The following is a 22,131-nucleotide window of genomic DNA, read 5'->3' on the forward strand; positions in this document are numbered from 1 at the left end:
TTTATCCCTTCATTGCATCCATGTCCTGGACGTTGATGGTTCCGCGATTACGGAACAGCAACACCAGGATGGCGAGGCCGATGGCCGCCTCGGCCGCGGCGACGGTCAGGATGAAGAACACGAACACCTGGCCCGCGAGGTCCTGCAGGAAAAACGAAAAGGCAATGAAGTTGATGTTCACCGCGAGCATCATCAGCTCGATGCACATCAACAGCACGATCACGTTTTTCCGGTTCAGGAAGATCCCGGCCACGCTAATGGAAAACAAAAGCGCGGCCAGCACCAGGTAGTGCTCTAGCGTAATCATGTTCTAGCCCTGAGTTCTTTCGGGGACGTTGGCCGCCCCCGGTGTCCGGGTCCCGGCGCGCGGCCGGGATGCCTGTGTACTCGGTGTGCCTACTTCGAGCCGTCGTCCCTGCCCGGGGCGTTCGCCCCGGACCCCTGCGCACCCCGGCGCGGGGCTTCTTTCTTCTCCGACGGCATGGCGACCATGCGCACCCGCCCTTCGCGGGAGACCGCCATCTGCTTGCCCGGGTCGATCGACTTGTTGTCCGGCCGCTTGCGCATGGTCAGCGAGATCGCGGCGATGATCGCGACCAGCAGGATGACCGCGGCGATCTCGAACGGGTAGACGTACTCGGTGTACAGGATCGCGCCCAGGGCCTCGGTGTTGGCGTACTCGGGGCCGGCGCGCTCGGGGGCGTCCATGGTGATGTAGCGGGTAATCACCAGCACCAGCACGGTGGCCATGGCCAGCGCGACCACGATCCCCGCCGGCAGATACTCGGCGAAGCCCTCGCGCAGTTTGGCGAGGTTGATGTCCAGCATCATCACCACGAACAGGAACAGCACCATGACCGCGCCGACGTACACCAGCACCAGGACGATGCCCAGGAACTCGGCCTCCGCCATGACCCACAACGCCGCGGCGGCAACAAAGCAAAGCACCAGGAACAGCGCCGCATGCACCGGGTTGCGCACGCTGATCATCGCCAGCGCGCCTCCCAGCAGGATCGCACCGAACAGGTAGAAAAGGACAAGCTCGAAGGTCATGAGGCGTTCCCTGCGTTACCGGTAGGGGGCGTCGACCGCGCGGGCCTGCGCGATCTCTTTCTCGAAGCGGTCACCAATGGCCAGGAGCTTGTCCTTGGTCATGATCTGCTCGCCCCGGTTCTCGAAGTGGTACTCGAACAGGTGCGTCTCGACGATGGAATCCACCGGACAGGCCTCTTCGCAGAAGCCGCAGAAGATGCACTTGAACAGGTCAATGTCGTAGCGCGTGGTCCGCCGCGTGCCGTCGTCGCGCTCCTCGGAGTCGATGGTGATTGCCAGCGCCGGGCACACCGCCTCGCACAGCTTGCAGGCGATGCAGCGCTCTTCGCCGTTGGGATAACGGCGCAGGGCGTGCAGCCCGCGGAAGCGCGGCGACATCGGCGTCTTCTCGTCCGGGTATTGCACGGTGAACTTGCGGCTCAACAGGTAACGCCCGGTCAGGCGCAGCCCCAGCAGCAGCTCGAAGAACAGGAAACTCTTGAAGAAACGGCGCACGGCTTTCATCACGATCTCCTCAGGCGAACCACGGGCCGACGTTGAACGCGACCAGCACGCCCTCGACAAACAGCCAGACGATGGTCACCGGGATCAGGACCTTCCAGCCCAGGCGCATGATCTGGTCATAGCGATAGCGCGGGAAGGTGGCGCGGAACCACAGGAAGGCGAACAGGAACACCGCCGTCTTGAACAGGAACCAGTGAATCCCGTGATCCAGCAGCGCCCCGATCACCGGCCAGTCGAACACGGCGGCCGGCAGGATGCCCTGGAACGGCGACAGCCACCCCCCCAGGAACAGGATCGCGGTCAGGGCCGAGATCAGGATCATGTTGGCGTATTCGGCCAGGAAGAACACCGCGAACGCCATGCCGGAGTATTCCACGTGGAACCCGGCCACGATCTCGGACTCGCCCTCCGCGACGTCGAAGGGCGCACGGTTGGTCTCCGCGATCCCGGAGATGAAGTACACGAAGAACATCGGCAGCAGCGGCAGCAGGAACCAGTGGTACATGCTCCCGGACTGCGCCTCGATGATCCCGCCCACGTTCAGGGTGCCGGCAGCCATCAGCACGCCCACCAGGGCAAAGCCCATCGCGATCTCGTAGGAGACCAGTTGCGCGGCCGAGCGCAGCGAGCCCAGCAGCGCGTACTTCGAGTTCGAGGCCCAGCCCGCGATGATGATGCCGTACACACCGAGGGAGGTCAGGGCCAGCAGATACAGCAGGCCGGCGTTCACGTCCGCCAGGGCCCCGCCGTCGAAAAACGGAACCACCGCCCAGGCCGCCAAAGCCGGCGCAATGGTAAGCACCGGGGCGCTGAGGAACAGGAAGCGATTGGCGTTGGTCGGGAGGATGACCTCCTTGGTCAACAGCTTCAGGGCGTCCGCGATCGGCTGCAGCCAGCCGCGCGGGCCCACCCGGTTCGGGCCGATGCGCACGTGGGCGTAACCGATGACCTTGCGTTCGGCGAAGGTCGTGTAGGCCACGGCCAGCATCAGCGGAATCACGATCAGCTGAATGCCGATCAGGATCTGCATGACCGTCGGAAGGCTGTAGAAGAGGTTCATCATCCAGTCGAACATGTCTTAAGTCCCTCAGGCCCGCGCCAGCGTGACCGTGGTGTTCGGCAGGCCGAGGGCCCCCATGGCCGCGGAACCCGCAAAGGTCACGGCCAGACCCGGCGGCACCGAATCGTCCAGCAACAGGGTCAACTCCGTTTCGGCCTTGCCCTGACGCAGTCGCACGCGGCTGCCATGGGCGTGCTCGCCGGCGGACTCGGGATGCACCAGCACGCTCTCGGCCAGCAGCCCCTCGGGGCTGGTCTGCAGCGGCTCGGCACGGCGCACCAGCGGATCACCGCTGTAGAGCGCGGCCGCCTGCACACGGTACAGCCCGTCGCCCGCGCCGGCCTCGGGCACCTCTACCTGCACCTTGTTGAGGTTGACACCGGTATCGAAGCTGGCTTCCGCCAGCTGGCCCTTCAGCTCGTCCCGCACCGCGGGCGAATCCAGGTAATCGAAGCCGCTCTGGTCGAGCAGATTGCCGAGCACGCGCCAGACCTTCCAGCCCGGCCGGGCGTCATCGGGGGCGCGCGAGGCGGCGCGGAAACTCTGCCAACGGCCCTCGGCGTTCACGAAGGTCCCGGATTGCTCAAAGCTTGTGGCGATCGGCAGCAGCACATCTGCCACAGCCTCCAGTTCAGGTGTGGCGAAGCTGTTCAGGGCGACCACCAGACCGGCACGCTCCAGGGCTGCCTGGAAGGCCACCGGATCGACCCCATCGCGGCCCGGCTCCAGCCCGGCGATCACGAATGCATCGCGTCCCTGCTCGAGCATCTCGGCGGCATTCGTACCGGCGACATCCAGCTCCGCCCCACCCGGGCCACGATGCGGCAGGACGCCAGCCAGCCAGGCACCCGCGGCATTCGCGCCCTGCGGCAGGTAGCCCAGGCTGGCACCGGTATGTTTGGCGATCCAGCCTGCCAGGGCCCGCAACGTGGCAAAGGCTGGCCCGTTGATTGCGGCGACGCCCAGCAGCACATGGCCTCGCTTCGCGTCCAGCAGCGCCCGGGCTGCGCGTTCGAAGGCTTCCCGCGTCTCGCCGTCGTCTGTCGCGGCCGCCTTGACGATCTTCTCCAGCTTTTTGGGCAGCGACTTGCCGGCCGCGGCGAGCTGCCCGGCGATCCCGGCGAGCGCCAGGACCTGGTCATGCTCGTCGCCGACCAGCTGGGCCTGAACCGGATAGGTCAGGTCCAGCAGCATGTCGTTGATCAGGCTCACATGTGCACCACGCGAGGCCGCCTTGCGCAGGCGGTGTGCCAGCAACGGCTGCTCGCGACGCGGGTTGCTGCCCACCAGCAGAACGGCATCCGCATTTTCGAGCTCGCCAATTGCGACCCCCAGATACGGGAACAGCGGGGCCGCCGCCTCGTCGCGGAAATCGCGCTGATTCACGCGGTGATCGATGTCGGTGACACCCATGCCCCGCAACACCTTTTGCGCCAGGTAGTGTTCTTCCAGCGAAAGCGAGGGCGACAGCAGCGCACCGATGCGATCCGGGGCCACTTCCTTCAGGCCCTCGACGGCGTAGCTCAATGCGGTCTCCCAGGAGACCTCCTGCCACTGGCCGTCGACCTTGATCCGTGGGCGGGTCAGTCGATCCTCCGCATACAGACCGGTGTAGCTGAAGCGATCGCGGTCGGAGATCCAGGTCTCGTTGACCGCGTCGTTCTCGCGCGGGACGACCCGCATCGCACGGCCGTCGTCAGTATGCAGGAACAGGTTGGAGCCGACCGCGTCATGCGGGGCAATCGTCGCCGCCTGCGCGTATTCCCAGGCACGCGCGCTGTAGCGCGACGGCTTGGCGGTCAGCGCCCCCACCGGGCACAGGTCGATCACGTTGCCGGAGAGCTCGTGGGCCACGGTCTTCTCGACGTAGGTGCCGATGCGCATGTGCTCGCCGCGTCCGGTCGCGCCCAGCTCGCGCACCCCGGCGATCTCCTCGCCGAAGCGCACACAACGGGTGCAGTGGATGCAGCGGGTCATCTCGGTCTCGATCAGCGGACCGATGTCCTTGTCCTTCACCACGCGCTTGGCTTCGGTATAGGTGGACACGCTCTCGCCGTAGCCCATGGCCACGTCCTGCAGCTCGCACTCGCCGCCCTGGTCACAGATCGGGCAGTCCAGCGGATGGTTGATCAGCAGGAACTCCATGGTCCCCTTCTGCGCGCGTAGCGCCAGCGGGGACTGGGTGTACACCTTCATGCCGTCCATCACCGGCGTGGCGCAGGCCGGCAGCGGCTTGGGCGCCTTTTCCACCTCGACCAGACACATACGGCAGTTGGCCGCCACCGACAGCTTCTTGTGGTAGCAGAACCGCGGAATGCGGATATCGGCATCATCGGCGACATCGATGAGCATGGCGCCCTTGGGCGCCTCCACCGTACGGCCGTCAATCTCGATGCTGACCAGATCTTGTTTCTGATCCTGACTCATGCTCGATTCCTGATGCGATGGCGCGGTAGAGCGTCAGGCGGCGTCTGCCACCGGGCTCCGGCCGTGCTGGATGTAGTATTCGAATTCGTGGCGGAAATGCTTGACGAAGCTGCGCACCGGCATGGCGGCGGCGTCGCCCAGGGCGCAGATGGTATGGCCCTCGATCTTGCTGGCCACGTCGTCCAGCCGTTCCAGGTCCTCGGGTCGGCCCTGGCCCTCGACGATGCGAGTGAGCATGCGGTAGAGCCAGCCGGTCCCCTCGCGGCAGGGCGTGCACTGGCCACAGGACTCGGAGAAATAGAAGCGAGAGATCCGCTGCAGGGACTTCACCATGTCAGCGGTCTCGTCCATCACGATCACCGCCCCGGAGCCCAGCATGGAGCCGGCATGCGCGATGGAATCGAAGTCCATGTTGGCTTTCAGCATCACGTCGCCCGGTACCACCGGCACCGATGATCCGCCCGGGATCACCGCCTTCAGCTTGCGCCCGTTCAGCACACCGCCGGCCATTTCCAGCAGATCCTTGAACGGAGTGCCCAGTGGGATCTCGAAGTTGCCCGGCTTGTTCACGTGCCCGGACACCGAGAACAGCTTCTCGCCCCCGGACTTGGGCACACCCAGATCCGCGAACCACTGGCCGCCGTTGCGGATGATCGACGGGATCGAGGCGAGCGACTCGGTGTTATTGATCGTGGTCGGCTTGCCGTACAGGCCGTAGTTGGCCGGAAACGGGGGCTTGAAGCGCGGCTGGCCCTTCTTGCCTTCCAGCGATTCCAGCAGCGCCGTCTCTTCGCCGCAGATATAGGCGCCCGCCCCCAGCGACGGATGCAGATCGAAGTCCACCCCCGAGCCGAAGATGTCCTTGCCGAGGTAGCCGGCTTCGTAGGCCTCCTGCAGCGCGGCCGTAAAGCGCGTGTTCACTTCGTCCATGAACTCGCCGCGCATGTAGTTGTAGCCCACCGTCGCGCCGATCGCGTACCCAGCGATCGCCATGCCCTCGATCAGCGCATGCGGGTTGTACATCAGGATCTCGCGATCCTTGCAGGTACCCGGCTCGGATTCATCCGAGTTGCAGACGATGTACTTCTGCCCCGGGCTGTTGCGCGGCATGAACGACCACTTGAGACCGGTTGGGAAACCCGCACCTCCGCGGCCGCGGAGGTTGGAGGTCTTGACCTCCTCGATCACGTCCTCGGGGGCCATCTTGCCCTTGTAGACCTTCTCCAGCGCCTGATAGCCGCCGACGCTCTTGTAGGTCTCGAGCGCGGCGGCGTTGTCCAGGTAACGCGTCGCAAAGCAGATCTGGTTGGCCATGCTACTTCTCCAGACCGTCGAGGATCTCGTCGACCCGCTCGGGGGTGAGATTCTCGTAGTACTTGTGGTCCACCTGCATCATCGGGGCGCCGCAACAGGCTGCAAGGCACTCCTCTTCCAGCTTCAGGTAGAACTTGCCGTCCGGTGTACTCTCGCCGCGTTTGATGCCCAGACGCTTCTCGAGGTGCTCGATGATCGGCTCGGCGCCGCGCAGCATGCAGGAGATGTTGTCGCACACCATGATGGTGTGCTTGCCCACCGGCTCCAGTTCGTACATGGAGTAGAACGAACCCACCTCGTACACCGCGATCGCCGGCAGCCCGAGATAGTCGGCCACGGCGTCCATCTTCGCGGTGGAGAGATAGCCATCCTCGTGTTGCACCGCACGCAGTGCGCCCAGAACGGCCGAGCGCTTCTGATCCTCGGGATAGCGCGCCAGCCAGGCGTCGATCTCTTCGCGCTCGTGCGCGCTCAGCTCGACCTTCTTCGCGGCGTGCTTGTGGAAGGCGACAGTTTTCTGTTCGGCAGCCATCAGCGGTCGATCTCCCCGAATACGATGTCCTGGGTCCCGATGATGGCGACCACGTCGGCCAGCATGTGGCCGCGCGCCATCTCGTCCAGCGCGGACAGGTGCACAAAGCCCGGCGGACGGACCTTCAGACGATACGGTTTGTTGGAACCATCCGAGACCAGGTAGACCCCGAACTCGCCCTTCGGATGCTCGATCGCCGCGTAGGCCTCGCCTTCCGGCAGGCACATGCCCTCGGTGAACAGCTTGAAGTGGTGGATCAGGGCCTCCATATCGGCCTTCATCTCCTCGCGCTTCGGCGGGGTGATCTTGTGATCCTCGAGGAGCACCGGGCCCGGATTCTGGCGCAGCCAGTCCACACACTGACGAATGATGCGGTTCGACTGGCGCATCTCCTCAATGCGCACCAGGTAGCGGTCGTAACAATCGCCGTTGGTGCCCACCGGGATGTCGAAGTCGAGACGGTCGTAGACCTCGTAGGGCTGCTTCTTGCGCAGGTCCCACTCGATGCCCGAGCCGCGCAGCATCGGGCCGGTGAAGCCCAGCTGCTTCGCACGATCCGGGTCGACCACGCCGATCCCGACGGTGCGCTGCTTCCAGATCCGGTTATCGGTCAGCAGGGTCTCGTACTCGTCCACGCAGCCGGGGAAGCGCTCGGTAAACGCCTCGATGAAGTCCAGCAACGAGCCCTGACGGATCTTGTTCAGGTCATCCACCACCTCCTGCGACTTCCAGGAGGACGGTTGATACTTCGGCATCGTGCCGGGCAGGTCCCGCGCGACACCGCCAGGGCGGTAATAGGTCGCGTGCATGCGCGCACCCGAGACCGCCTCGTAGCAGTCCATCAGGTCCTCGCGCTCACGGAAGGCGTACAGGAACACCGCCATGGCGCCGATATCCAGCGCATGCGCCCCCAGCCACATCAGGTGGTTCAGGATGCGGGTGATCTCGTCGAACATCACCCGGATGTACTGCGCGCGCAGCGGGGCCTCGATGCCCAGCAGCTTTTCCATCGCGAGCACGTAGCCGTGCTCGTTGGCCATCATGGACACGTAGTCCAGACGGTCCATGTAGCCGATCGACTGGTTGTACGGCTTGCTCTCCGCGAGCTTCTCGGTGCCGCGATGCAGCAGGCCGATGTGCGGGTCGGCCCGCTGCACCACCTCGCCATCCATCTCCAGCACCAGGCGCAATACGCCGTGGGCGGAGGGATGCTGCGGCCCGAAGTTGAGGGTGAAGTTGCGAATCTCAGGCATTCTCGGCTCCTTCGCCCGGCTTCTCGCCCTCGCTGTAGCGATGGTCGGCGCGGATCACCTTGGGCACCAGCACGCGCGGCTCGATCGTCACCGGCTGGTACACCACACGGGCCTGCTCGGCGTCATAACGCATCTCGACATGCCCGATCAGCGGGAAGTCCTTGCGGAACGGATGCCCCACAAAGCCGTAGTCCGTGAGGATGCGGCGCAGGTCCGGATGCCCGGAGAACAGGATGCCGAACAGATCGAAGGCCTCGCGCTCGAACCAGTTGGCCGAGGCCCAGACGTCCACGAGGGATTCGACCTCGGGGAACTCCTCGTCACTGAGCCAGGCGCGCATCCGCACGCGGCGGTTATGTTCGAGCGACAGCAGGTGAGCCACCACGGTGAACCGCGGGCCGTCCCAGTTGGAATCTTCCGGCGCATCATCGAAGGTGAAACGCCCGGAGGTCGCCGCTTCGACACCGCGGGAAAAGCCCGTATTGGTGGCGGAGTCGGTGCCCCATTCGTCCTGCCCGTATTCGAGGTAGTCCACCCCGCACAGGTCGATCAGGATCTCGAAGCCCAGGGCGTCGCGCAGCTTCTCGCCCGCCTCGCGCCAGGAGCCCGGTGCGATATCGACGGTAATCTCGCCGTTCGCCTCGTGCAGGCTTTCCAGGGCATCGCCCAGTTCCGCCCGCAGGGCGTCGGTCCAGTTGTCTTGTTCAGCCATCTGCTACCCCGGGTGCGTCAGCGCGCGATCGTGTTCGTGCGCCGGATCTTGTTCTGCAGCTGGATAATGCCGTAGAGCAGCGCCTCCGCCGTCGGCGGGCACCCCGGCACGTAGACATCCACCGGCACGATGCGGTCGCAACCGCGCACCACCGCGTAGGAGTAGTGGTAGTACCCGCCCCCGTTGGCGCAGGACCCCATGGAGATCACCCAGCGCGGCTCGGGCATCTGGTCGTAGACCTTGCGCAGAGCCGGCGCCATCTTGTTGACCAGGGTGCCGGCCACAATCATCACGTCCGACTGGCGCGGGCTCGGCCGAAAGATGATCCCGAAGCGGTCGAGGTCGTAGCGCGCGGCACCGGCATGCATCATCTCCACCGCGCAGCACGCGAGACCGAAGGTCATCGGCCAGAGCGACCCGGTGCGGGCCCAGTTGATGAGCTTGTCCGCCGAGGTGGTGACGAAGCCCTTCTCAAGAACGCCTTCTATTCCCATTCCAGCGCCCCCTTCTTCCACTCGTAGATGAAACCGACGACCAGAATGACAAGAAACAGGGCCATCGCAAGAAGCCCGAACAGGCCAATGGTGTCTAGCGACACGGCCCACGGGAAGAGAAACGCGATCTCGAGATCAAAGATGATGAACAGGATCGCAACCAGGTAGAAGCGGACATCGAACTTCAGCCGCGAATCCTCGAAGGCCTCGAAGCCGCACTCGTAGGGCGAATTCTTCGCCGCGTCCGGCTTGTGCGGACCCACGGCCATACCGACCACCAGCGGCACGACGCCGATCACGATGCCTACTGCGATGAACAGCAGGATGGGTAAATAACCTTCCAGCATTTCTCTCTCCCGTACGCCGCCTCAGGCGGGCAGGTTCGCGAGGCGTCGCGTGGATCGAGCGCGCCGGCGAGCCGTTCAGCGTTGCTGGTTGAAAGCGCGGGTACGACTCGGTCCCGCACAGACGCGGCAGAGCCGTACACCGGGCACGGAGTCTAGGTGATGCCCAAAAACGGTGTCAAGTATTCGTAATTTTATAAGATGCTGTTTTTATTGTTAATTACCCCGGGCGCCGACAGATATTCAACCGCCCGGGGCAACGAGTATTTGGTGCAGATGGTGGGACTCGAACCCACACGGCTTGCGCCACTACCCCCTCAAGATAGCGTGTCTACCAATTCCACCACATCTGCCAATTCGTACAGGTACCGGATCTCAATCGGGCACATCGGCCGGCCGGCCGGATTGCGGGCCGCTGCCACCCGGGGGCTCTTGCCCCGGGAGCACTTCGGGCGGGAGATCCGGCGGACCATCGCCCTCTTCTTCCATCGCCTCCATCTGGTCCAGCAGGCTCTCGGCCTCCGGGCTGGATGCCGCCAGATACGCCAGCGTCAGGCTGTTGAGGAAAAAGACCACCGCCAGCACGGCCGTCGAGCGGCTCAGGAAGTTGGCCGACCCGGCCGCACCGAACACCGTCGCCGATGCGCCGCTGCCGAAGGCCGCGCCCGCGTCGGCGCCCTTGCCGTGCTGCATCAGGATCAGCGCGATCAGGCCAAGCGATACCGCGACCTGGACCACCAGGAGCAGGCCGTAAATCATGCCGCGACCTGCTCGCCCGCGGCGCGGGCAATGGCGGAAAATGCGTCGGCATCCAGCGAGGCACCACCGATCAAACCGCCGTCGATGTCCTCGAGCGCCAGGAGGCCGGCCGCATTATCGGCCTTCATGCTGCCACCGTAGAGGATCCGAAGATCGGCTGCGACCTGCGGGTCGCGACCCGCAACACGGTTGCGGATGAATGCATGCACTTCCTGGGCCTGTTCCGGCGTGGCGGTCAAACCGGTGCCAATCGCCCAAACCGGCTCGTAGGCGATCACGGCGCCGGCGAACGCCTCGACTCCGGCCGCATCCAGGACCGCATCGAGCTGCTCGGCCACCACAGTCTCGGTGCGCCCGCCTTCGCGGTCGGCCTTCTGCTCGCCCACACACAGGATCGGGGTCAGCCCGGCGGCCTGCGCCGCAACGAACTTGGCTGCCACCCAGGCATTGTCCTCGTTCTGCCGCTCGCGGCGCTCGGAATGCCCGACGATCACATAGCGACACCCCACCTCGGCCAGCATGGAGCCGGCCAGTTCGCCGGTGTAGGCACCCTTTTCCTGGTCGGAACAATCCTGCGCGCCGACGGCGATGGGGCCACCGGACAGGTCGTTCGCGATTTCGGCGAGGTAGACCGCGGGCGGGCAGACCGCCACGTCCACGCCCCGGATGTCGCCCAGGCTGCCCTTCAGGGCGGACAGGAGCGCGCGGTTCGCGTCCCGCGAACCGTTCATCTTCCAGTTTCCGGCGACCAGCGGCGTGCGCATGCGGATCTTCCTCCTGCGATCGGCCGAACCCCGCAGATACACGGGGTCCGATCATGATGATTAGAGCGGCGGGATGTTACCGGCGCACCGGTAGCAAATCAACCAAGCCGTCGCGGGGCGCGCAGGCGAGGCTTGGTTGCGGCAATCAGATCGCCGCCCGGATGCTGTCCGCGATGCGCTCGGCGGCCGAGCGGGTCTCGTCGACATCTTCGCCCTCAACCATCACCCGCACCAGGGGCTCGGTACCGGAGGGACGCAGCAGGACCCGGCCACGCTGGCCGAGCTGATCTTCCACCGCGGCGACCTCGGCGCGCACTGGCTCGGCCTCCAGGCAGCCGGCCGCGGCACCGCTGACGGGCACGTTGATCAGGCACTGCGGCAGCTTGGGAATGGCCGCTGCGAGCGCCGAGAGCGGCTGACCGGTACGGTGCATCAGGTGTGCAACCTGCAACGCCGCCACCGTACCGTCGCCGGTCGTGGTGTGCTCCAGACAGACAATATGCCCCGACCCCTCGCCGCCCAGGGTCCAGTCGCGACGGCGGAGCTCCTCCAGGACATAGCGATCCCCGACCTTCGCACGCACGAACGGGATGCCGGCGCCCCCCAGGGCCTGCTCCAGCCCCAGGTTGGTCATCAGGGTCCCGACCACACCGCCGTCGAAGCCCCCGGCCTGTTGCCGCGCCAGCGCCAGGATACCGAGGATCTGGTCCCCATCGACCACGGTGCCGTCGGCATCGGCCAGGATCACCCGGTCACCGTCGCCGTCCAGCGCGATCCCGAGATCCGCCCCGGTCGCCCGCACCTGTTCGGCGACGTTCTCCGGGTGCAGGGCGCCGACCCCGTCGTTGATGTTGTAGCCGTCCGGACTGGCGCCGAGGATCTCGACCTGCGCCCCCAGCTCTTCGAACACGTGCGGGGAGACGTTGTAGGTCGCACCGTGGGCACAATCGATGACGATCTTCATCCCGCGCAGCTCGGAACGCGCCGGGATCGCGCTCTTGCAGAACTCGACGTAGCGTCCAGCGGCATCCTGGATGCGCACGGCCTTGCCCAGACGCGCACTGTTGATGGGCTGTGCCGGCTGATCGAGACGCGCCTCGATGGCCGCCTCGGTCGCATCCGGCAGCTTGTCGCCCTCGGGGGTAAAGAACTTGAACCCGTTGTCGTGGAATGGGTTGTGCGAGGCACTGATGACGACGCCCGCAGTGGCACGGAAGGTATGCGTCAAGTAGGCGATGGCCGGGGTCGGCATCGGTCCCAGCAACGCGACGTCCAGCCCGGCGGCGGACAACCCGGCCTCCAGTGCCGACTCGAACATGTAGCCGGACACGCGCGTGTCCTTGCCCACCAGGACCGGCCCCTGGCGGTGGCCGTTCTCGCCCAGCACCTCGCCCACGGCATACCCGAGGCGCAGCGCAAACTCCGGCGTCATCGGCCAGTCGCCGGTGCGCCCACGGATGCCGTCGGTTCCGAAATACTTGCCCATCAGTTCCCTCGATTGTCCTGTCCGTCGCCACCATCCGGTCGCAACGCTGAGTATAGCGCCAGGGCATCACGGGTCGCCGAGACATCGTGCACACGCAGGACACGCGCACCGGCCTGTGCCGCCAACAGGGCCGCCACGGCACTTCCGGGATCCCGGTCAGCGACCGGACGGTCATCCAGCAGCTGACCGATCATCGACTTGCGCGAGACGCCCACCAGCAGCGGCAAGCCGGAGGCCGCCAGGCGCGGCAGGCCGCGAAACAGCGCGACGTTGTGCTCCAGCGTCTTGCCGAAGCCGAAGCCCGGATCCAGCAGGATCTGGCCGCGCGGCACGCCGCCCCGCAACAATTCCGCCACCCGCTGCTCGAGGAAGGCGCGCACCTCGTCCACCACATCGTCGTAATGCGGCGCCCGCTGCATCGACTGCGGATCGCCCTGCATGTGCATCGCGCAAAGCGCTACGCCACGCTCGCGCGCCGCCCCCATCGCGACCGCCAGCGCCCCTTCGGTGCGAAAGCCGTTCACGTCATTCAGCATCCCGGCACCGACGGCAACCGCCTCGCGCATCATCTCCGGCTTCATGGTGTCCACGGACAGCGGAACATCCAGTTCCGCGCGCAGGGCTTCGATGACCGGAAGCACGCGCTGACGCTCATCCTCCAGCGCCACTGGCGCCGCACCGGGGCGAGTGGATTCGCCGCCCACGTCAAGGATCTCCGCCCCCTCCGCGACCATGGCGCGGGCCCGCATCAGCGCATCTTCCACCCGCGCGTACTGGCCACCGTCGGAGAACGAGTCCGGGGTAACGTTCAGAATCCCCATGATGCGCGGCTGCCCGAGGTCCAGGGCGTGCCCCCCGCATTGCAGTACCGGTGCGTCAGTCGGCACGATCGGCGTTCTCCTGTGAGTACCCAACGAAAAAGGCCGCCAGGACGAGGGCCTGGCGGCCAGTGGCAGCGACCGGATCCAAGCCCGGTCACAAAGTGGACGGATCAGGACTGCGGCGCAGGACCGCCGACCACACCCTTGTCATCATCACCCCGGCCATCGGAGCCGTCCTTGGCGTCGCCATCGGCATCCGAGGCACCACCCTCGGCCTCGTCGCTGGCCTGCGCCGAGCCACCGGAACCGCCGCCGCTATCCCAATCCGCCGGCTCGCGGGGCTCGCGCCCGGCCATGATGTCCGCGATCTGCTTGTCGTCGATGGTCTCGTATTTCATCAGTGCCCGCGCCATCGCGTGCAGCGTATCGATATTGTCGACCAGGATCTGCTTCGCATGCTGGTAGTTCGCATCGATGATGTGACGGACCTCGGCATCGATCTGGCGCGCAGTGTCGTCGGACATCGGCTTCGACTTGCCCATTTGCCCACCCAGGAACGGATGCCCTTCTTCCTCACCGTAATCCAGCGGGCCGAGCTTTTCCGACAGGCCCCACTTGGTGACCATGTTGCGGGCGATCTGAGTGGCGCGCTCGATATCGTTCGAGGCTCCGGTGGTCACCTTGTCATTGCCGAAGATAATCTCTTCTGCCAGACGCCCGCCAAACAGGCTCGCCAGCTGACTCTCCAGACGCGTCTTCGAGTGGCTGTAGCGGTCCTCCTCGGGCAGGAACATGGTCACGCCCAGGGCCCGCCCACGCGGGATGATGCTGACCTTGTAGACCGGGTCGTGCTCCGGCACCGTCAGGCCAACAATCGCGTGGCCGGCCTCATGGTAGGCGGTCAGCTTCTTCTCGTCCTCGGACATCACCATGGACTTGCGCTCGGCGCCCATCATGATCTTGTCCTTGGCGCGCTCGAAGTCGGACATGTCCACCAGGCGCTTGTTGGAGCGCGCCGCAAACAACGCCGCCTCGTTGACCAGGTTGGCCAGATCCGCGCCGGAGAAACCCGGCGTGCCGCGCGCGATCAGATCCGGACGCACGTCGTCGGAGATCGGCGTTTTCTTCATATGCACCTTGAGGATCTGCTCGCGACCGCGTACGTCCGGCGGCGGCACCACCACCTGGCGGTCGAAGCGACCCGGGCGCAGCAGCGCCGGGTCAAGCACGTCCGGACGGTTGGTCGCGGCAATCACGATAACCCCCTCGGTGCCCTCGAAGCCGTCCATCTCGACCAGCAGCTGGTTCAGGGTCTGCTCACGCTCGTCGTGACCGCCGCCCATGCCGGCACCACGCTGGCGACCGACCGCGTCGATCTCGTCGATGAAGATGATGCAGGGGGCGTGCTTCTTGGCCTCGGCGAACATGTCGCGCACGCGCGAGGCGCCCACGCCAACGAACATCTCGACGAAATCGGAACCGGAGATGCTGAAGAACGGCACCTTGGCCTCGCCGGCAATCGCCTTGGCCAGCAGCGTCTTGCCGGTACCCGGAGAGCCGACCATCAGCACGCCGCGCGGAATCTGGCCACCCAGCTTCTGGAACTTGGACGGGTCGCGCAGGAAGTCGACCAGCTCGGTCACCTCCTCCTTGGCCTCGTCGCAGCCGGCCACGTCATTGAAGCTGACCTTGACCTGGTCCTCGGACATCAGCTTGGCCTTGGACTTGCCGAAGGACATCGCGCCCTTGCCACCGGCACCACCGCCCTGCATCTGGCGCATGAAGTAGATCCATACGGCGATCAGCAACAGGATCGGGAACCAGCTGATCAGGATGCTCATCAGCAGGGAGCGCTCGGCTTCCTCGTGGGCATTCAGCTCCACGTTGTTCTGCAGCAGGTCGCCGATCAGACCGGGGTCGTTCGGGTTCACCGTGGTAAACGCCTGGCCCTCGATCGTCGTACCCTCGATCTTCTCGCCCTTGATGGTCACGTTGTCCACGCGACCGCCCTGCACGTCGCGGATGAACTCGGAGTACGTAATGCTCCGAACATCCTGCGTCTGCTGCTGCGGGCCGAAGTTGTTGAAGACGGACATCAGGACGACGGCAATTACCGCCCAGATGATCAGATTCTTGGCCAGACCGTTCAAAACGACACCTCGAAGAACATTTAATCGTTAGCTTTTGGCAGCTTTACACATCCCGGGGCTCACGCGCCAATACGTACACTTCGCGTGACCGTGGCCGCGATGCCTTCGGCTTGCGCACCTTTACCGAGCCGAACCGCCGACGCACCTCGGCCAGATAGGCATCAGAACCTTCACCCTGAAACAGCTTGACCAGAAATGCGCCCCCGGGGTTCAGAATGCGTGTCGCCAAGTCCAGCGCCAGTTCACAAAGATGGATCGAACGCGGCAGATCCACCGCACCCGTCCCGGTCAGGTTGGGGGCCATGTCGGAAAGCACAAGATCGGCACGCTCATCGCCCACCAGGGCAAGTATCGCGTCCAGCACAGCGTCCTCGCGGAAGTCGCCGGTGACGATCTCCGCGCCCGGCACCGGGTCCATCGGCAAGATGTCCGTGGCAATCAGCACGCCCTTGCGGCCAATCTTCCGAGCGGCGTACTGCGTCCAGCCGCCCGGTGCCGCACCGAGGTCCACCACGCGCATGCCGGGTTTCAGCAACCGGTCGCGCTCATCGATCTCCTGCAGCTTGTACACCGCCCGCCCGCGGTAACCCTCCTGCTGGGCCCGCTGGACGTAGGGATCGTCGAAATGCTCCTTCAGCCAGCGCTGACTGGAGCGGCTACGCTTGGGCATTGAGCGGCCTCGCAGCTGCGGACGGCATGCTACAATTTTGATGTTTAAACACTGAAAATGGCCTCCTGTGAATCTGACCGACGCGCAACGCCGCCATCTGCGCAGCCTCGCCCATCCGCGCAAGCCCATCGTGACCATTGGCCGCAATGGGCTGACTGATGCCGTACTGGCGGAGCTGGAGCTGGCACTAACCCACCACGAGCTGGTCAAGATCAAGGTGAACATCGGCGACCGCGAGGTCCGCAACGGCACCGTGGAAGAGCTCTGTGAACGCACCGGCGCCGCGCGAGTGCAACGCGTCGGCTATGTCGCCACCCTGTTCCGCCGCAACCCGGATGACCCGAAGGTCTCCCTGGACCCGGCCTGACCCCACCGCCCGGTTGCGCCCCTGAGCGCGACCGGGACCCGCCGCGTCATCAGTTGACGTAGCGAACCTCCAGGATCTCGTATTCCGTCTCCCCGCCCGGGGCCTGCACGGTCACGACGTCGCCTTCTTCCTTGCCGATCAGCGCCCGCGCAATCGGCGACGACACCGAGATCATGTTGTTCTTGATATCGGCCTCGTCGTCACCAACGATCTTGTAGGTGACCTGGCGCCCGTCCGCAGTCGCCTCCAGCACCACGGTGGTCCCGAACACCACCTTGCCGGTCTGCGGCAGGGTGGCCACGTCGATGATCTGGGCGTTGGAGAGCTTCGACTCCAGCTCGCGGATGCGGCCCTCGATGAAGCTCTGCTGTTCGCGTGCCGCGTGGTACTCGGCATTCTCCTTGAGGTCACCGTGCTCGCGCGCATCGGAGATCGCGTTGACCACGCGCGGGCGATCCTCGCCCTTCAGCTTCTTCAGCTCTTCCTTCATCTTTTCCGCGCCAGTCACGGTCAAGGGCGTCTTGTTCATGCGCTTTTCCCTCCGAGATTTTCCTGGTGGAGGTCCTGCAGCCGGAAGACGTCATTCGCCCCCAGGTGATCCAGGGCCTGTACGGTGGCCTTGGCCCCGGCAATGGTGGTGGTATAGCCCACCTTGTGCATCAACGCCTCGCGGCGAATGGTGTAGGAGTCGGAGGTCGACTGCTTCCCCTCCACGGTATTGATGATGAAGCTGATCTCGTCGTTCTTGATCATGTCCACGATGTGCGGGCGACCCTCGGTGACCTTGTTCACGCGCGTCACCTGAATGCCGGCTTCCTCCAGCACGTTCGCCGTGCCACGCGTCGCCAGGACCTCGAAGCCCAACTCCACCAGGCGCCGGGCCACTTCCGCCACGTGCGGCTTGTCGATCTCGCGCACCGACACGAAGGCCTTGCCGGTGGACGGCAACAGTACGCCCGCTCCCAGCTGGCTCTTGGCGAACGCCTCGGCAAAACTGCGCCCGACCCCCATCACCTCGCCAGTGGATTTCATCTCCGGCCCCAGGATCGGGTCCACGCCCTGGAACTTGGCGAACGGAAACACCGATTCCTTCACCGAATAATAGTCCGGATAGACCGCATCGCCCACGCCCTGCTCGGGCAGGGTCTGCCCGACCATGCAACGCGCGGCGATCTTGGCCAGTGGCCGTCCGACGCTCTTGGAGACGTACGGCACGGTGCGCGAGGCCCGTGGATTCACCTCCAGCACGTAGATATCGTCGCCCTTGATCGCAAACTGGGTGTTCATCAGGCCGACGACCTTCAGGCCCAGTGCCATCTTGCGCACCTGCTCGACCATCTCGTCCTGGAGTCCCATGGACAACGAGAACGGCGGCAGGGAACAGGCGGAGTCGCCCGAGTGCACGCCGGCCTGCTCGATGTGCTCCATGATCCCGCCGATGATCACGTTCTCGCCATCCGAGATCGCGTCCACGTCGACCTCGATGGCGTCATCCAGGAAGCGGTCCAGCAGCACCGGGGCATCATTGGAGACGGACACCGCGTTCTTCATGTAGCTGCGCAGGTCCTCGCGGTCGCGCACGATCTCCATCGCGCGCCCACCGAGCACGTAGGACGGACGTACGACCAGTGGGTAGCCGATCTCCTCGGCCAGCTTCTCGGCCTCCTCCTCGCTGCGGGCGGTGCGGTTCGGCGGCTGCTTGAGCCCCAGCTTGTTCAGCAGGGCCTGGAAGCGCTCGCGGTCCTCGGCCAGGTCGATGGAGTCCGGGCTGGTGCCGATGATCGGCACGCCGGCGGCCTCCAGGTCCCGCGCGAGCTTCAGTGGCGTCTGGCCACCGTACTGCACGATCACGCCGGCCGGCTTCTCGGTCGCCACGACCTCCAGCACGTCCTCCAGCGTCAGCGGCTCGAAGTACAGCCGGTCCGAGGTGTCATAGTCGGTGGAGACGGTCTCCGGGTTGCAGTTGACCATGATGGTCTCGTACCCGTCCTCGCGCATCGCGAGTGCGGCGTGCACGCAGCAGTAGTCGAACTCGATGCCCTGACCGATGCGGTTGGGCCCGCCGCCCAGCACCATGATCTTCTGCTTGTCGGTGGGATCCGCCTCGTTCTCCTCTTCGTACGAGGAGTACATGTAGGCCGTGGTGGTCGCGAACTCGGCCGCACAGGTATCCACCCGCTTGTACACCGGGCGCACGCCCAGGCCATGGCGGTGCTTGCGCACCGCCTTCTCGGTATCGTTCACCAGTTTCGCCAGGCGCAGGTCGGAGAAGCCGCGCTGTTTCAGACGGTACATCTCCTCGGCGCTGATCTCGCCCAGGATGCGGTCCTTCACGCCCTTCTCGACGTCCACCAGCTCCTGGATCTGGGCCAGGAACCAGGGGTCGATCGCGGTCAGGTCGAAGATATCCTGGATCGAGAAGCCGGCACGGAAGGCATCGGCCACGTACAGCACCTGCTCGGGGCTGGGGTTGGCGAGCTTCGTGCGCAGCTGATCGGTCACGTCGTCGGCCGTCAGATCGATGCGCTCGTCGAGGCCGTCCATCCCGGTCTCCATCGAGCGCAGTGCCTTCTGGAACGACTCCTGGAAGGTGCGGCCGATGGCCATGGCCTCGCCCACCGCCTTCATCTGGGTGGTCAGGCGTGCATCCGCCTGCGGGAACTTCTCGAAGGTGAAGCGCGGGATCTTGGTGACCACGTAGTCGATGGACGGCTCGAACGACGCCGGGGTCAGCCCGCCGGTGATCTCGTTTTTCAGCTCGTCGAGGGTGTAGCCCACCGCCAGCTTGGCCGCGACCTTGGCGATCGGGAAGCCGGTTGCCTTGGAGGCCAGCGCGGAGGAACGCGACACCCGCGGGTTCATCTCGATCACGATCATGCGCCCGTTCTCCGGGTTGATCGCGAACTGCACGTTGGAGCCGCCGGTCTCCACGCCGATCTTGCGCAGTACCGCCAGCGAGGCGTCGCGCATGATCTGGTATTCCTTGTCGGTCAGGGTCTGCGCCGGGGCCACGGTGATCGAGTCGCCGGTGTGGATACCCATCGGATCGAGGTTCTCGATCGAGCAGATGATGATGCAGTTGTCCGCCTTGTCACGGACCACCTCCATCTCGAACTCCTTCCAGCCGAGCGCGGACTCCTCCAGCAGCACCTGGTTCACCGGCGAGAGATCGATCCCGTTCTTGACGATGTACTCGAACTCCTCGCGGTTGTAGGCGATGCCGCCGCCCGAACCACCGAGGGTGAACGACGGCCGGATGATCACCGGGAAGCCGATCTTCGGCTGGATCTCCTGCGCCTCCTCCCAGGAGTGCGCGAGCATCGCGGTCGGCGTATCCAGGCCGATATCAGCCATCGCCGCCTTGAAGTGGTCGCGGTCCTCGGCCATATCGATCGCCGCCTCGTTGGCACCGATCATCTCCACACCGAACTTCTCGAGCACGCCTTCCCGGGACAGGTCCAGCGCGCAGTTCAGCGCGGTCTGCCCGCCCATGGTCGGCAGCACCGCGTCCGGGCGCTCCTTCTCGATGATCTGGGCGACCGTCTGCCAGTCCACCGGCTCGATGTAGGTGGCATCCGCCATCTCGGGGTCGGTCATGATGGTCGCCGGGTTGGAGTTCACCAGGATCACCCGGTAGCCCTCCTCGCGCAGGGCCTTGCAGGCCTGGGCGCCGGAGTAATCGAACTCGCAGGCCTGACCGATCACGATCGGGCCGGCCCCGAGGATCAGGATGCTCTGGATGTCGGTACGCTTGGGCATGTGACGGCTCTCGCAGGCTGTCGAAATCGGAAATTCGGTCGGAAAATCGGGGGGAAGGCGTTAGCTGCGCGCCGTGCGCATCATCTCGACAAAGTCGTCGAACGCCGGGGACACGTCATGCGGCCCCGGGCTCGCCTCGGGGTGGCCCTGCAGGCTGAACGCCGGGCAGTCGGTGCGGGCGACGCCCTGCAGCGTGCCGTCGAACAGCGACCGGTACGTCGGTGTCAGCGTCTCCGGCAGGTTGTCTTCGTCGATCGCGAAGCCGTGGTTCTGCGACGAGATCATCACTCGCCCACTGGCCTCGTGCCGGATCGGGTGGTTCGCCCCGTGGTGGCCGAACTTCATCTTCACGCTCTTGCCGCCACTGGCGATACCCAGCAACTGATGCCCCAGGCAGATTCCGAACAGCGGCAGTTTGCGCTCGCAGAAATCCCGGATCGCCTCGATCGCATAGGTGCAGGGCTCGGGATCGCCCGGCCCGTTGGACAGGAACACCCCGTCGGGCTTGAGCTCCATCACCTCGTCCACTGGCGTCTCGGCCGGGACCACGGTCACGCGGCAGCCGCGATCCGCCAGCATGCGCAGGATGTTCTGCTTCATGCCGAAGTCGTAAGCGACCACGTGATAGTCGGCGGCCTTCGCATCGACCCGCGCCGGTTCTTCACCCAGCTGCCAGGTCCCTTCCAGCCACTCGTAGCGGCTGCGCGTGGTCACCTCGCGCGCCAGATCCATGCCCTTGATACCGGGGAACTCTCGCGCGGCCGCCAGGGCCGAGGCCTCGTCCACGTCGCCGGCCTGGATGCAGCCGTTCAGCGCGCCCTTCTCGCGCAGGATGCGGGTCAGCTTGCGGGTATCGATCCCGCTGATCGCCACGATCCCATGGCGCAGCAGGTAGTCCGGCAGCGACTCGCGCGAGCGCCAGTTGGACACCAGCGGCGGCAGATCCCGGATGATCAGGCCCGCGGCATGAGCCCGCGAGGACTCGTCGTCTTCCGGGTTCGTTCCGGTGTTGCCGATATGCGGGTAGGTCAGCGTGACCATCTGCCGGTGATAGGACGGGTCGGTGAGGATCTCCTGGTACCCGGTCATCGCGGTGTTGAACACCACCTCGCCAACCGTCTGGCCCAGGGCGCCAATCGCCTGACCATGAAACACAGTGCCATCTTCCAGGACGAGCAGAGCAGGCGCGGACACAGGGGGACCTCCGGGTGGTCTGGGTCGGGGCCGCCAGGCGATTCGCCGGCGGCGGTACTGCGATTCGTTCGGGATCTGCGACCCGCCCTCGTCCGCACCATTCTACCGGGGTGTGAACCCCTTTTTCGGCAACGATTCGGTGCTCGGAGGACGGATACGATTACGCCTTCAAGTGTACGCGAGCGCCGCGCGCGGCGTCCAACGAGATCCCCACTTCCGGCGTCTCCGCCCGCCACTCGCCGCCCGCTTTCCGGGGCCCGAACACTGCCTACCCAGCCCAGGTATGAAGCCGATGCTCCGTGGCCAGCCTGGCCATTCAGGCTGGCCCTGGTTCATCGCTCGGTGTTTACGGCGGCTTCGTCCGGCCGCCTGCCACGCGCTCTCTCGCGAGCGCACCGCGAGGTACTTCTTTGCTCGTGCAAAGAAGTACCCAAGAAACACGCCCGACTGCCGCGACCCCGGCCCGCT

General features: G+C 65.4%; 21 protein-coding genes and 1 tRNA gene. 1 reads left to right on the forward strand and 21 read right to left on the reverse strand.

Annotated elements, in window-relative coordinates:
* Position 1 precedes the first annotated feature (1 nt).
* The 18 genes from nuoK to rlmE form a co-directional block, all read right to left on the reverse strand.
* Entirely contained in the window at positions 2-307 is a 306-nt protein-coding gene (nuoK, locus tag G333_RS0110925; protein WP_018141813.1) for an NADH-quinone oxidoreductase subunit NuoK, read from the reverse strand.
* A gap of 89 nt (positions 308-396) precedes the next feature.
* A complete protein-coding gene (locus G333_RS0110930) occupies positions 397-1,053 on the reverse strand; it encodes an NADH-quinone oxidoreductase subunit J (protein ID WP_018146228.1) in 657 nt (218 codons plus the stop codon).
* A 15-nt stretch (positions 1,054-1,068) separates the two neighbouring features.
* Positions 1,069-1,557, reverse strand: coding sequence for an NADH-quinone oxidoreductase subunit NuoI (gene nuoI, locus G333_RS0110935; RefSeq protein WP_018146229.1), 489 nt, complete (start codon positions 1,555-1,557; stop codon positions 1,069-1,071).
* Between the two features lie 10 nt (positions 1,558-1,567).
* On the reverse strand, positions 1,568-2,632 hold the full coding sequence (gene nuoH, locus G333_RS0110940; protein WP_018146230.1) for an NADH-quinone oxidoreductase subunit NuoH: 1,065 nt from the start codon (positions 2,630-2,632) through the stop codon (positions 1,568-1,570).
* 12 nt (positions 2,633-2,644) lie between these two features.
* Positions 2,645-5,044: an NADH-quinone oxidoreductase subunit NuoG gene (gene nuoG / locus G333_RS0110945; RefSeq protein ID WP_019628471.1), complete on the reverse strand. Its 2,400-nt coding sequence runs from the start codon at positions 5,042-5,044 to the stop codon at positions 2,645-2,647.
* Positions 5,045-5,077: 33 nt separating this feature from the next.
* On the reverse strand, positions 5,078-6,358 hold the full coding sequence (gene nuoF, locus G333_RS0110950) for an NADH-quinone oxidoreductase subunit NuoF (RefSeq protein ID WP_018176461.1): 1,281 nt from the start codon (positions 6,356-6,358) through the stop codon (positions 5,078-5,080).
* A 1-nt stretch (position 6,359) separates the two neighbouring features.
* Entirely contained in the window at positions 6,360-6,890 is a 531-nt protein-coding gene (nuoE, locus tag G333_RS0110955; protein WP_018167902.1) for an NAD(P)H-dependent oxidoreductase subunit E, read from the reverse strand.
* Positions 6,890-8,143 carry an NADH-quinone oxidoreductase subunit D gene (locus G333_RS0110960; protein ID WP_018146234.1) on the reverse strand — a complete coding sequence of 418 codons (1,254 nt, stop codon included), beginning with the start codon at positions 8,141-8,143 and terminating at the stop codon, positions 6,890-6,892. Before G333_RS0110960 ends, nuoE begins: the two co-directional genes overlap by 1 nt.
* A complete protein-coding gene (locus G333_RS0110965; protein WP_018146235.1) occupies positions 8,136-8,855 on the reverse strand; it encodes an NADH-quinone oxidoreductase subunit C in 720 nt (239 codons plus the stop codon). Before G333_RS0110965 ends, G333_RS0110960 begins: the two co-directional genes overlap by 8 nt.
* Positions 8,856-8,872: 17 nt before the next feature.
* Positions 8,873-9,349: an NADH-quinone oxidoreductase subunit B family protein gene (locus G333_RS0110970; protein ID WP_012982122.1), complete on the reverse strand. Its 477-nt coding sequence runs from the start codon at positions 9,347-9,349 to the stop codon at positions 8,873-8,875.
* Positions 9,340-9,696, reverse strand: a complete 357-nt coding sequence (locus G333_RS0110975; RefSeq protein ID WP_018146236.1) for an NADH-quinone oxidoreductase subunit A — start codon at positions 9,694-9,696, stop codon at positions 9,340-9,342. The genes G333_RS0110970 and G333_RS0110975 overlap by 10 nt, the downstream gene beginning before the upstream one ends.
* A 265-nt stretch (positions 9,697-9,961) precedes the next feature.
* Positions 9,962-10,046 (reverse strand) — tRNA-Leu (locus tag G333_RS0110980).
* 22 nt (positions 10,047-10,068) lie between these two features.
* A complete protein-coding gene (gene secG / locus G333_RS0110985; RefSeq protein WP_018167903.1) occupies positions 10,069-10,452 on the reverse strand; it encodes a preprotein translocase subunit SecG in 384 nt (127 codons plus the stop codon).
* Complete coding sequence (tpiA, locus tag G333_RS0110990; protein ID WP_018937955.1) at positions 10,449-11,216, reverse strand: triose-phosphate isomerase; 768 nt, start codon at positions 11,214-11,216, stop codon at positions 10,449-10,451. The genes secG and tpiA overlap by 4 nt, the downstream gene beginning before the upstream one ends.
* Before the next feature lie 145 nt (positions 11,217-11,361).
* Positions 11,362-12,702 carry a phosphoglucosamine mutase gene (glmM, locus tag G333_RS0110995; RefSeq protein WP_018167905.1) on the reverse strand — a complete coding sequence of 447 codons (1,341 nt, stop codon included), beginning with the start codon at positions 12,700-12,702 and terminating at the stop codon, positions 11,362-11,364.
* Positions 12,702-13,589, reverse strand: coding sequence for a dihydropteroate synthase (gene folP / locus G333_RS0111000; RefSeq protein ID WP_019628472.1), 888 nt, complete (start codon positions 13,587-13,589; stop codon positions 12,702-12,704). Before folP ends, glmM begins: the two co-directional genes overlap by 1 nt.
* Positions 13,590-13,693: 104 nt before the next feature.
* A complete protein-coding gene (ftsH, locus tag G333_RS0111005; protein WP_018146241.1) occupies positions 13,694-15,673 on the reverse strand; it encodes an ATP-dependent zinc metalloprotease FtsH in 1,980 nt (659 codons plus the stop codon).
* Positions 15,674-15,716: 43 nt separating this feature from the next.
* Positions 15,717-16,343, reverse strand: a complete 627-nt coding sequence (gene rlmE / locus G333_RS0111010) for a 23S rRNA (uridine(2552)-2'-O)-methyltransferase RlmE (RefSeq protein WP_018167907.1) — start codon at positions 16,341-16,343, stop codon at positions 15,717-15,719.
* 67 nt (positions 16,344-16,410) lie between these two features.
* Between rlmE and yhbY the strand changes: the two genes are divergently transcribed.
* Positions 16,411-16,710 carry a ribosome assembly RNA-binding protein YhbY gene (gene yhbY / locus G333_RS0111015; RefSeq protein WP_018146243.1) on the forward strand — a complete coding sequence of 100 codons (300 nt, stop codon included), beginning with the start codon at positions 16,411-16,413 and terminating at the stop codon, positions 16,708-16,710.
* Positions 16,711-16,759: 49 nt separating this feature from the next.
* Here the strand turns inward: yhbY and greA are convergent, their stop codons facing one another.
* From greA to carA, 3 genes are read right to left on the reverse strand one after another with little or no spacing between them, the layout of a single operon-like run.
* Complete coding sequence (greA, locus tag G333_RS0111020) at positions 16,760-17,239, reverse strand: transcription elongation factor GreA (protein WP_018146244.1); 480 nt, start codon at positions 17,237-17,239, stop codon at positions 16,760-16,762.
* Positions 17,236-20,469: a carbamoyl-phosphate synthase large subunit gene (gene carB, locus G333_RS0111025; RefSeq protein WP_019628473.1), complete on the reverse strand. Its 3,234-nt coding sequence runs from the start codon at positions 20,467-20,469 to the stop codon at positions 17,236-17,238. Before carB ends, greA begins: the two co-directional genes overlap by 4 nt.
* Positions 20,470-20,529: 60 nt before the next feature.
* Entirely contained in the window at positions 20,530-21,663 is a 1,134-nt protein-coding gene (gene carA, locus G333_RS0111030) for a glutamine-hydrolyzing carbamoyl-phosphate synthase small subunit (protein ID WP_018937958.1), read from the reverse strand.
* Positions 21,664-22,131 lie beyond the last annotated feature (468 nt).

Source organism: Thioalkalivibrio sp. AKL10, assembly GCF_000381845.1.
In the GTDB taxonomy this organism is placed as follows: Bacteria; Pseudomonadota; Gammaproteobacteria; order Ectothiorhodospirales; family Ectothiorhodospiraceae; genus Thioalkalivibrio; species Thioalkalivibrio versutus.

What these genes read in the sequence shown, in the direction of transcription:
- nuoK (WP_018141813.1), bottom strand. Translation starts at nt 307, where the DNA reads ATGATTACGCTAGAGCACTACCTGGTGCTGGCCGCGCTTTTGTTTTCC.
- G333_RS0110930 (WP_018146228.1), bottom strand. Translation starts at nt 1,053, where the DNA reads ATGACCTTCGAGCTTGTCCTTTTCTACCTGTTCGGTGCGATCCTGCTG.
- nuoI (WP_018146229.1), bottom strand. Translation starts at nt 1,557, where the DNA reads ATGAAAGCCGTGCGCCGTTTCTTCAAGAGTTTCCTGTTCTTCGAGCTG.
- nuoH (WP_018146230.1), bottom strand. Translation starts at nt 2,632, where the DNA reads ATGTTCGACTGGATGATGAACCTCTTCTACAGCCTTCCGACGGTCATG.
- nuoG (WP_019628471.1), bottom strand. Translation starts at nt 5,044, where the DNA reads ATGAGTCAGGATCAGAAACAAGATCTGGTCAGCATCGAGATTGACGGC.
- nuoF (WP_018176461.1), bottom strand. Translation starts at nt 6,358, where the DNA reads ATGGCCAACCAGATCTGCTTTGCGACGCGTTACCTGGACAACGCCGCC.
- nuoE (WP_018167902.1), bottom strand. Translation starts at nt 6,890, where the DNA reads ATGGCTGCCGAACAGAAAACTGTCGCCTTCCACAAGCACGCCGCGAAG.
- G333_RS0110960 (WP_018146234.1), bottom strand. Translation starts at nt 8,143, where the DNA reads ATGCCTGAGATTCGCAACTTCACCCTCAACTTCGGGCCGCAGCATCCC.
- G333_RS0110965 (WP_018146235.1), bottom strand. Translation starts at nt 8,855, where the DNA reads ATGGCTGAACAAGACAACTGGACCGACGCCCTGCGGGCGGAACTGGGC.
- G333_RS0110970 (WP_012982122.1), bottom strand. Translation starts at nt 9,349, where the DNA reads ATGGGAATAGAAGGCGTTCTTGAGAAGGGCTTCGTCACCACCTCGGCG.
- G333_RS0110975 (WP_018146236.1), bottom strand. Translation starts at nt 9,696, where the DNA reads ATGCTGGAAGGTTATTTACCCATCCTGCTGTTCATCGCAGTAGGCATC.
- secG (WP_018167903.1), bottom strand. Translation starts at nt 10,452, where the DNA reads ATGATTTACGGCCTGCTCCTGGTGGTCCAGGTCGCGGTATCGCTTGGC.
- tpiA (WP_018937955.1), bottom strand. Translation starts at nt 11,216, where the DNA reads ATGCGCACGCCGCTGGTCGCCGGAAACTGGAAGATGAACGGTTCGCGG.
- glmM (WP_018167905.1), bottom strand. Translation starts at nt 12,702, where the DNA reads ATGGGCAAGTATTTCGGAACCGACGGCATCCGTGGGCGCACCGGCGAC.
- rlmE (WP_018167907.1), bottom strand. Translation starts at nt 16,343, where the DNA reads ATGCCCAAGCGTAGCCGCTCCAGTCAGCGCTGGCTGAAGGAGCATTTC.
- greA (WP_018146244.1), bottom strand. Translation starts at nt 17,239, where the DNA reads ATGAACAAGACGCCCTTGACCGTGACTGGCGCGGAAAAGATGAAGGAA.
- carB (WP_019628473.1), bottom strand. Translation starts at nt 20,469, where the DNA reads ATGCCCAAGCGTACCGACATCCAGAGCATCCTGATCCTCGGGGCCGGC.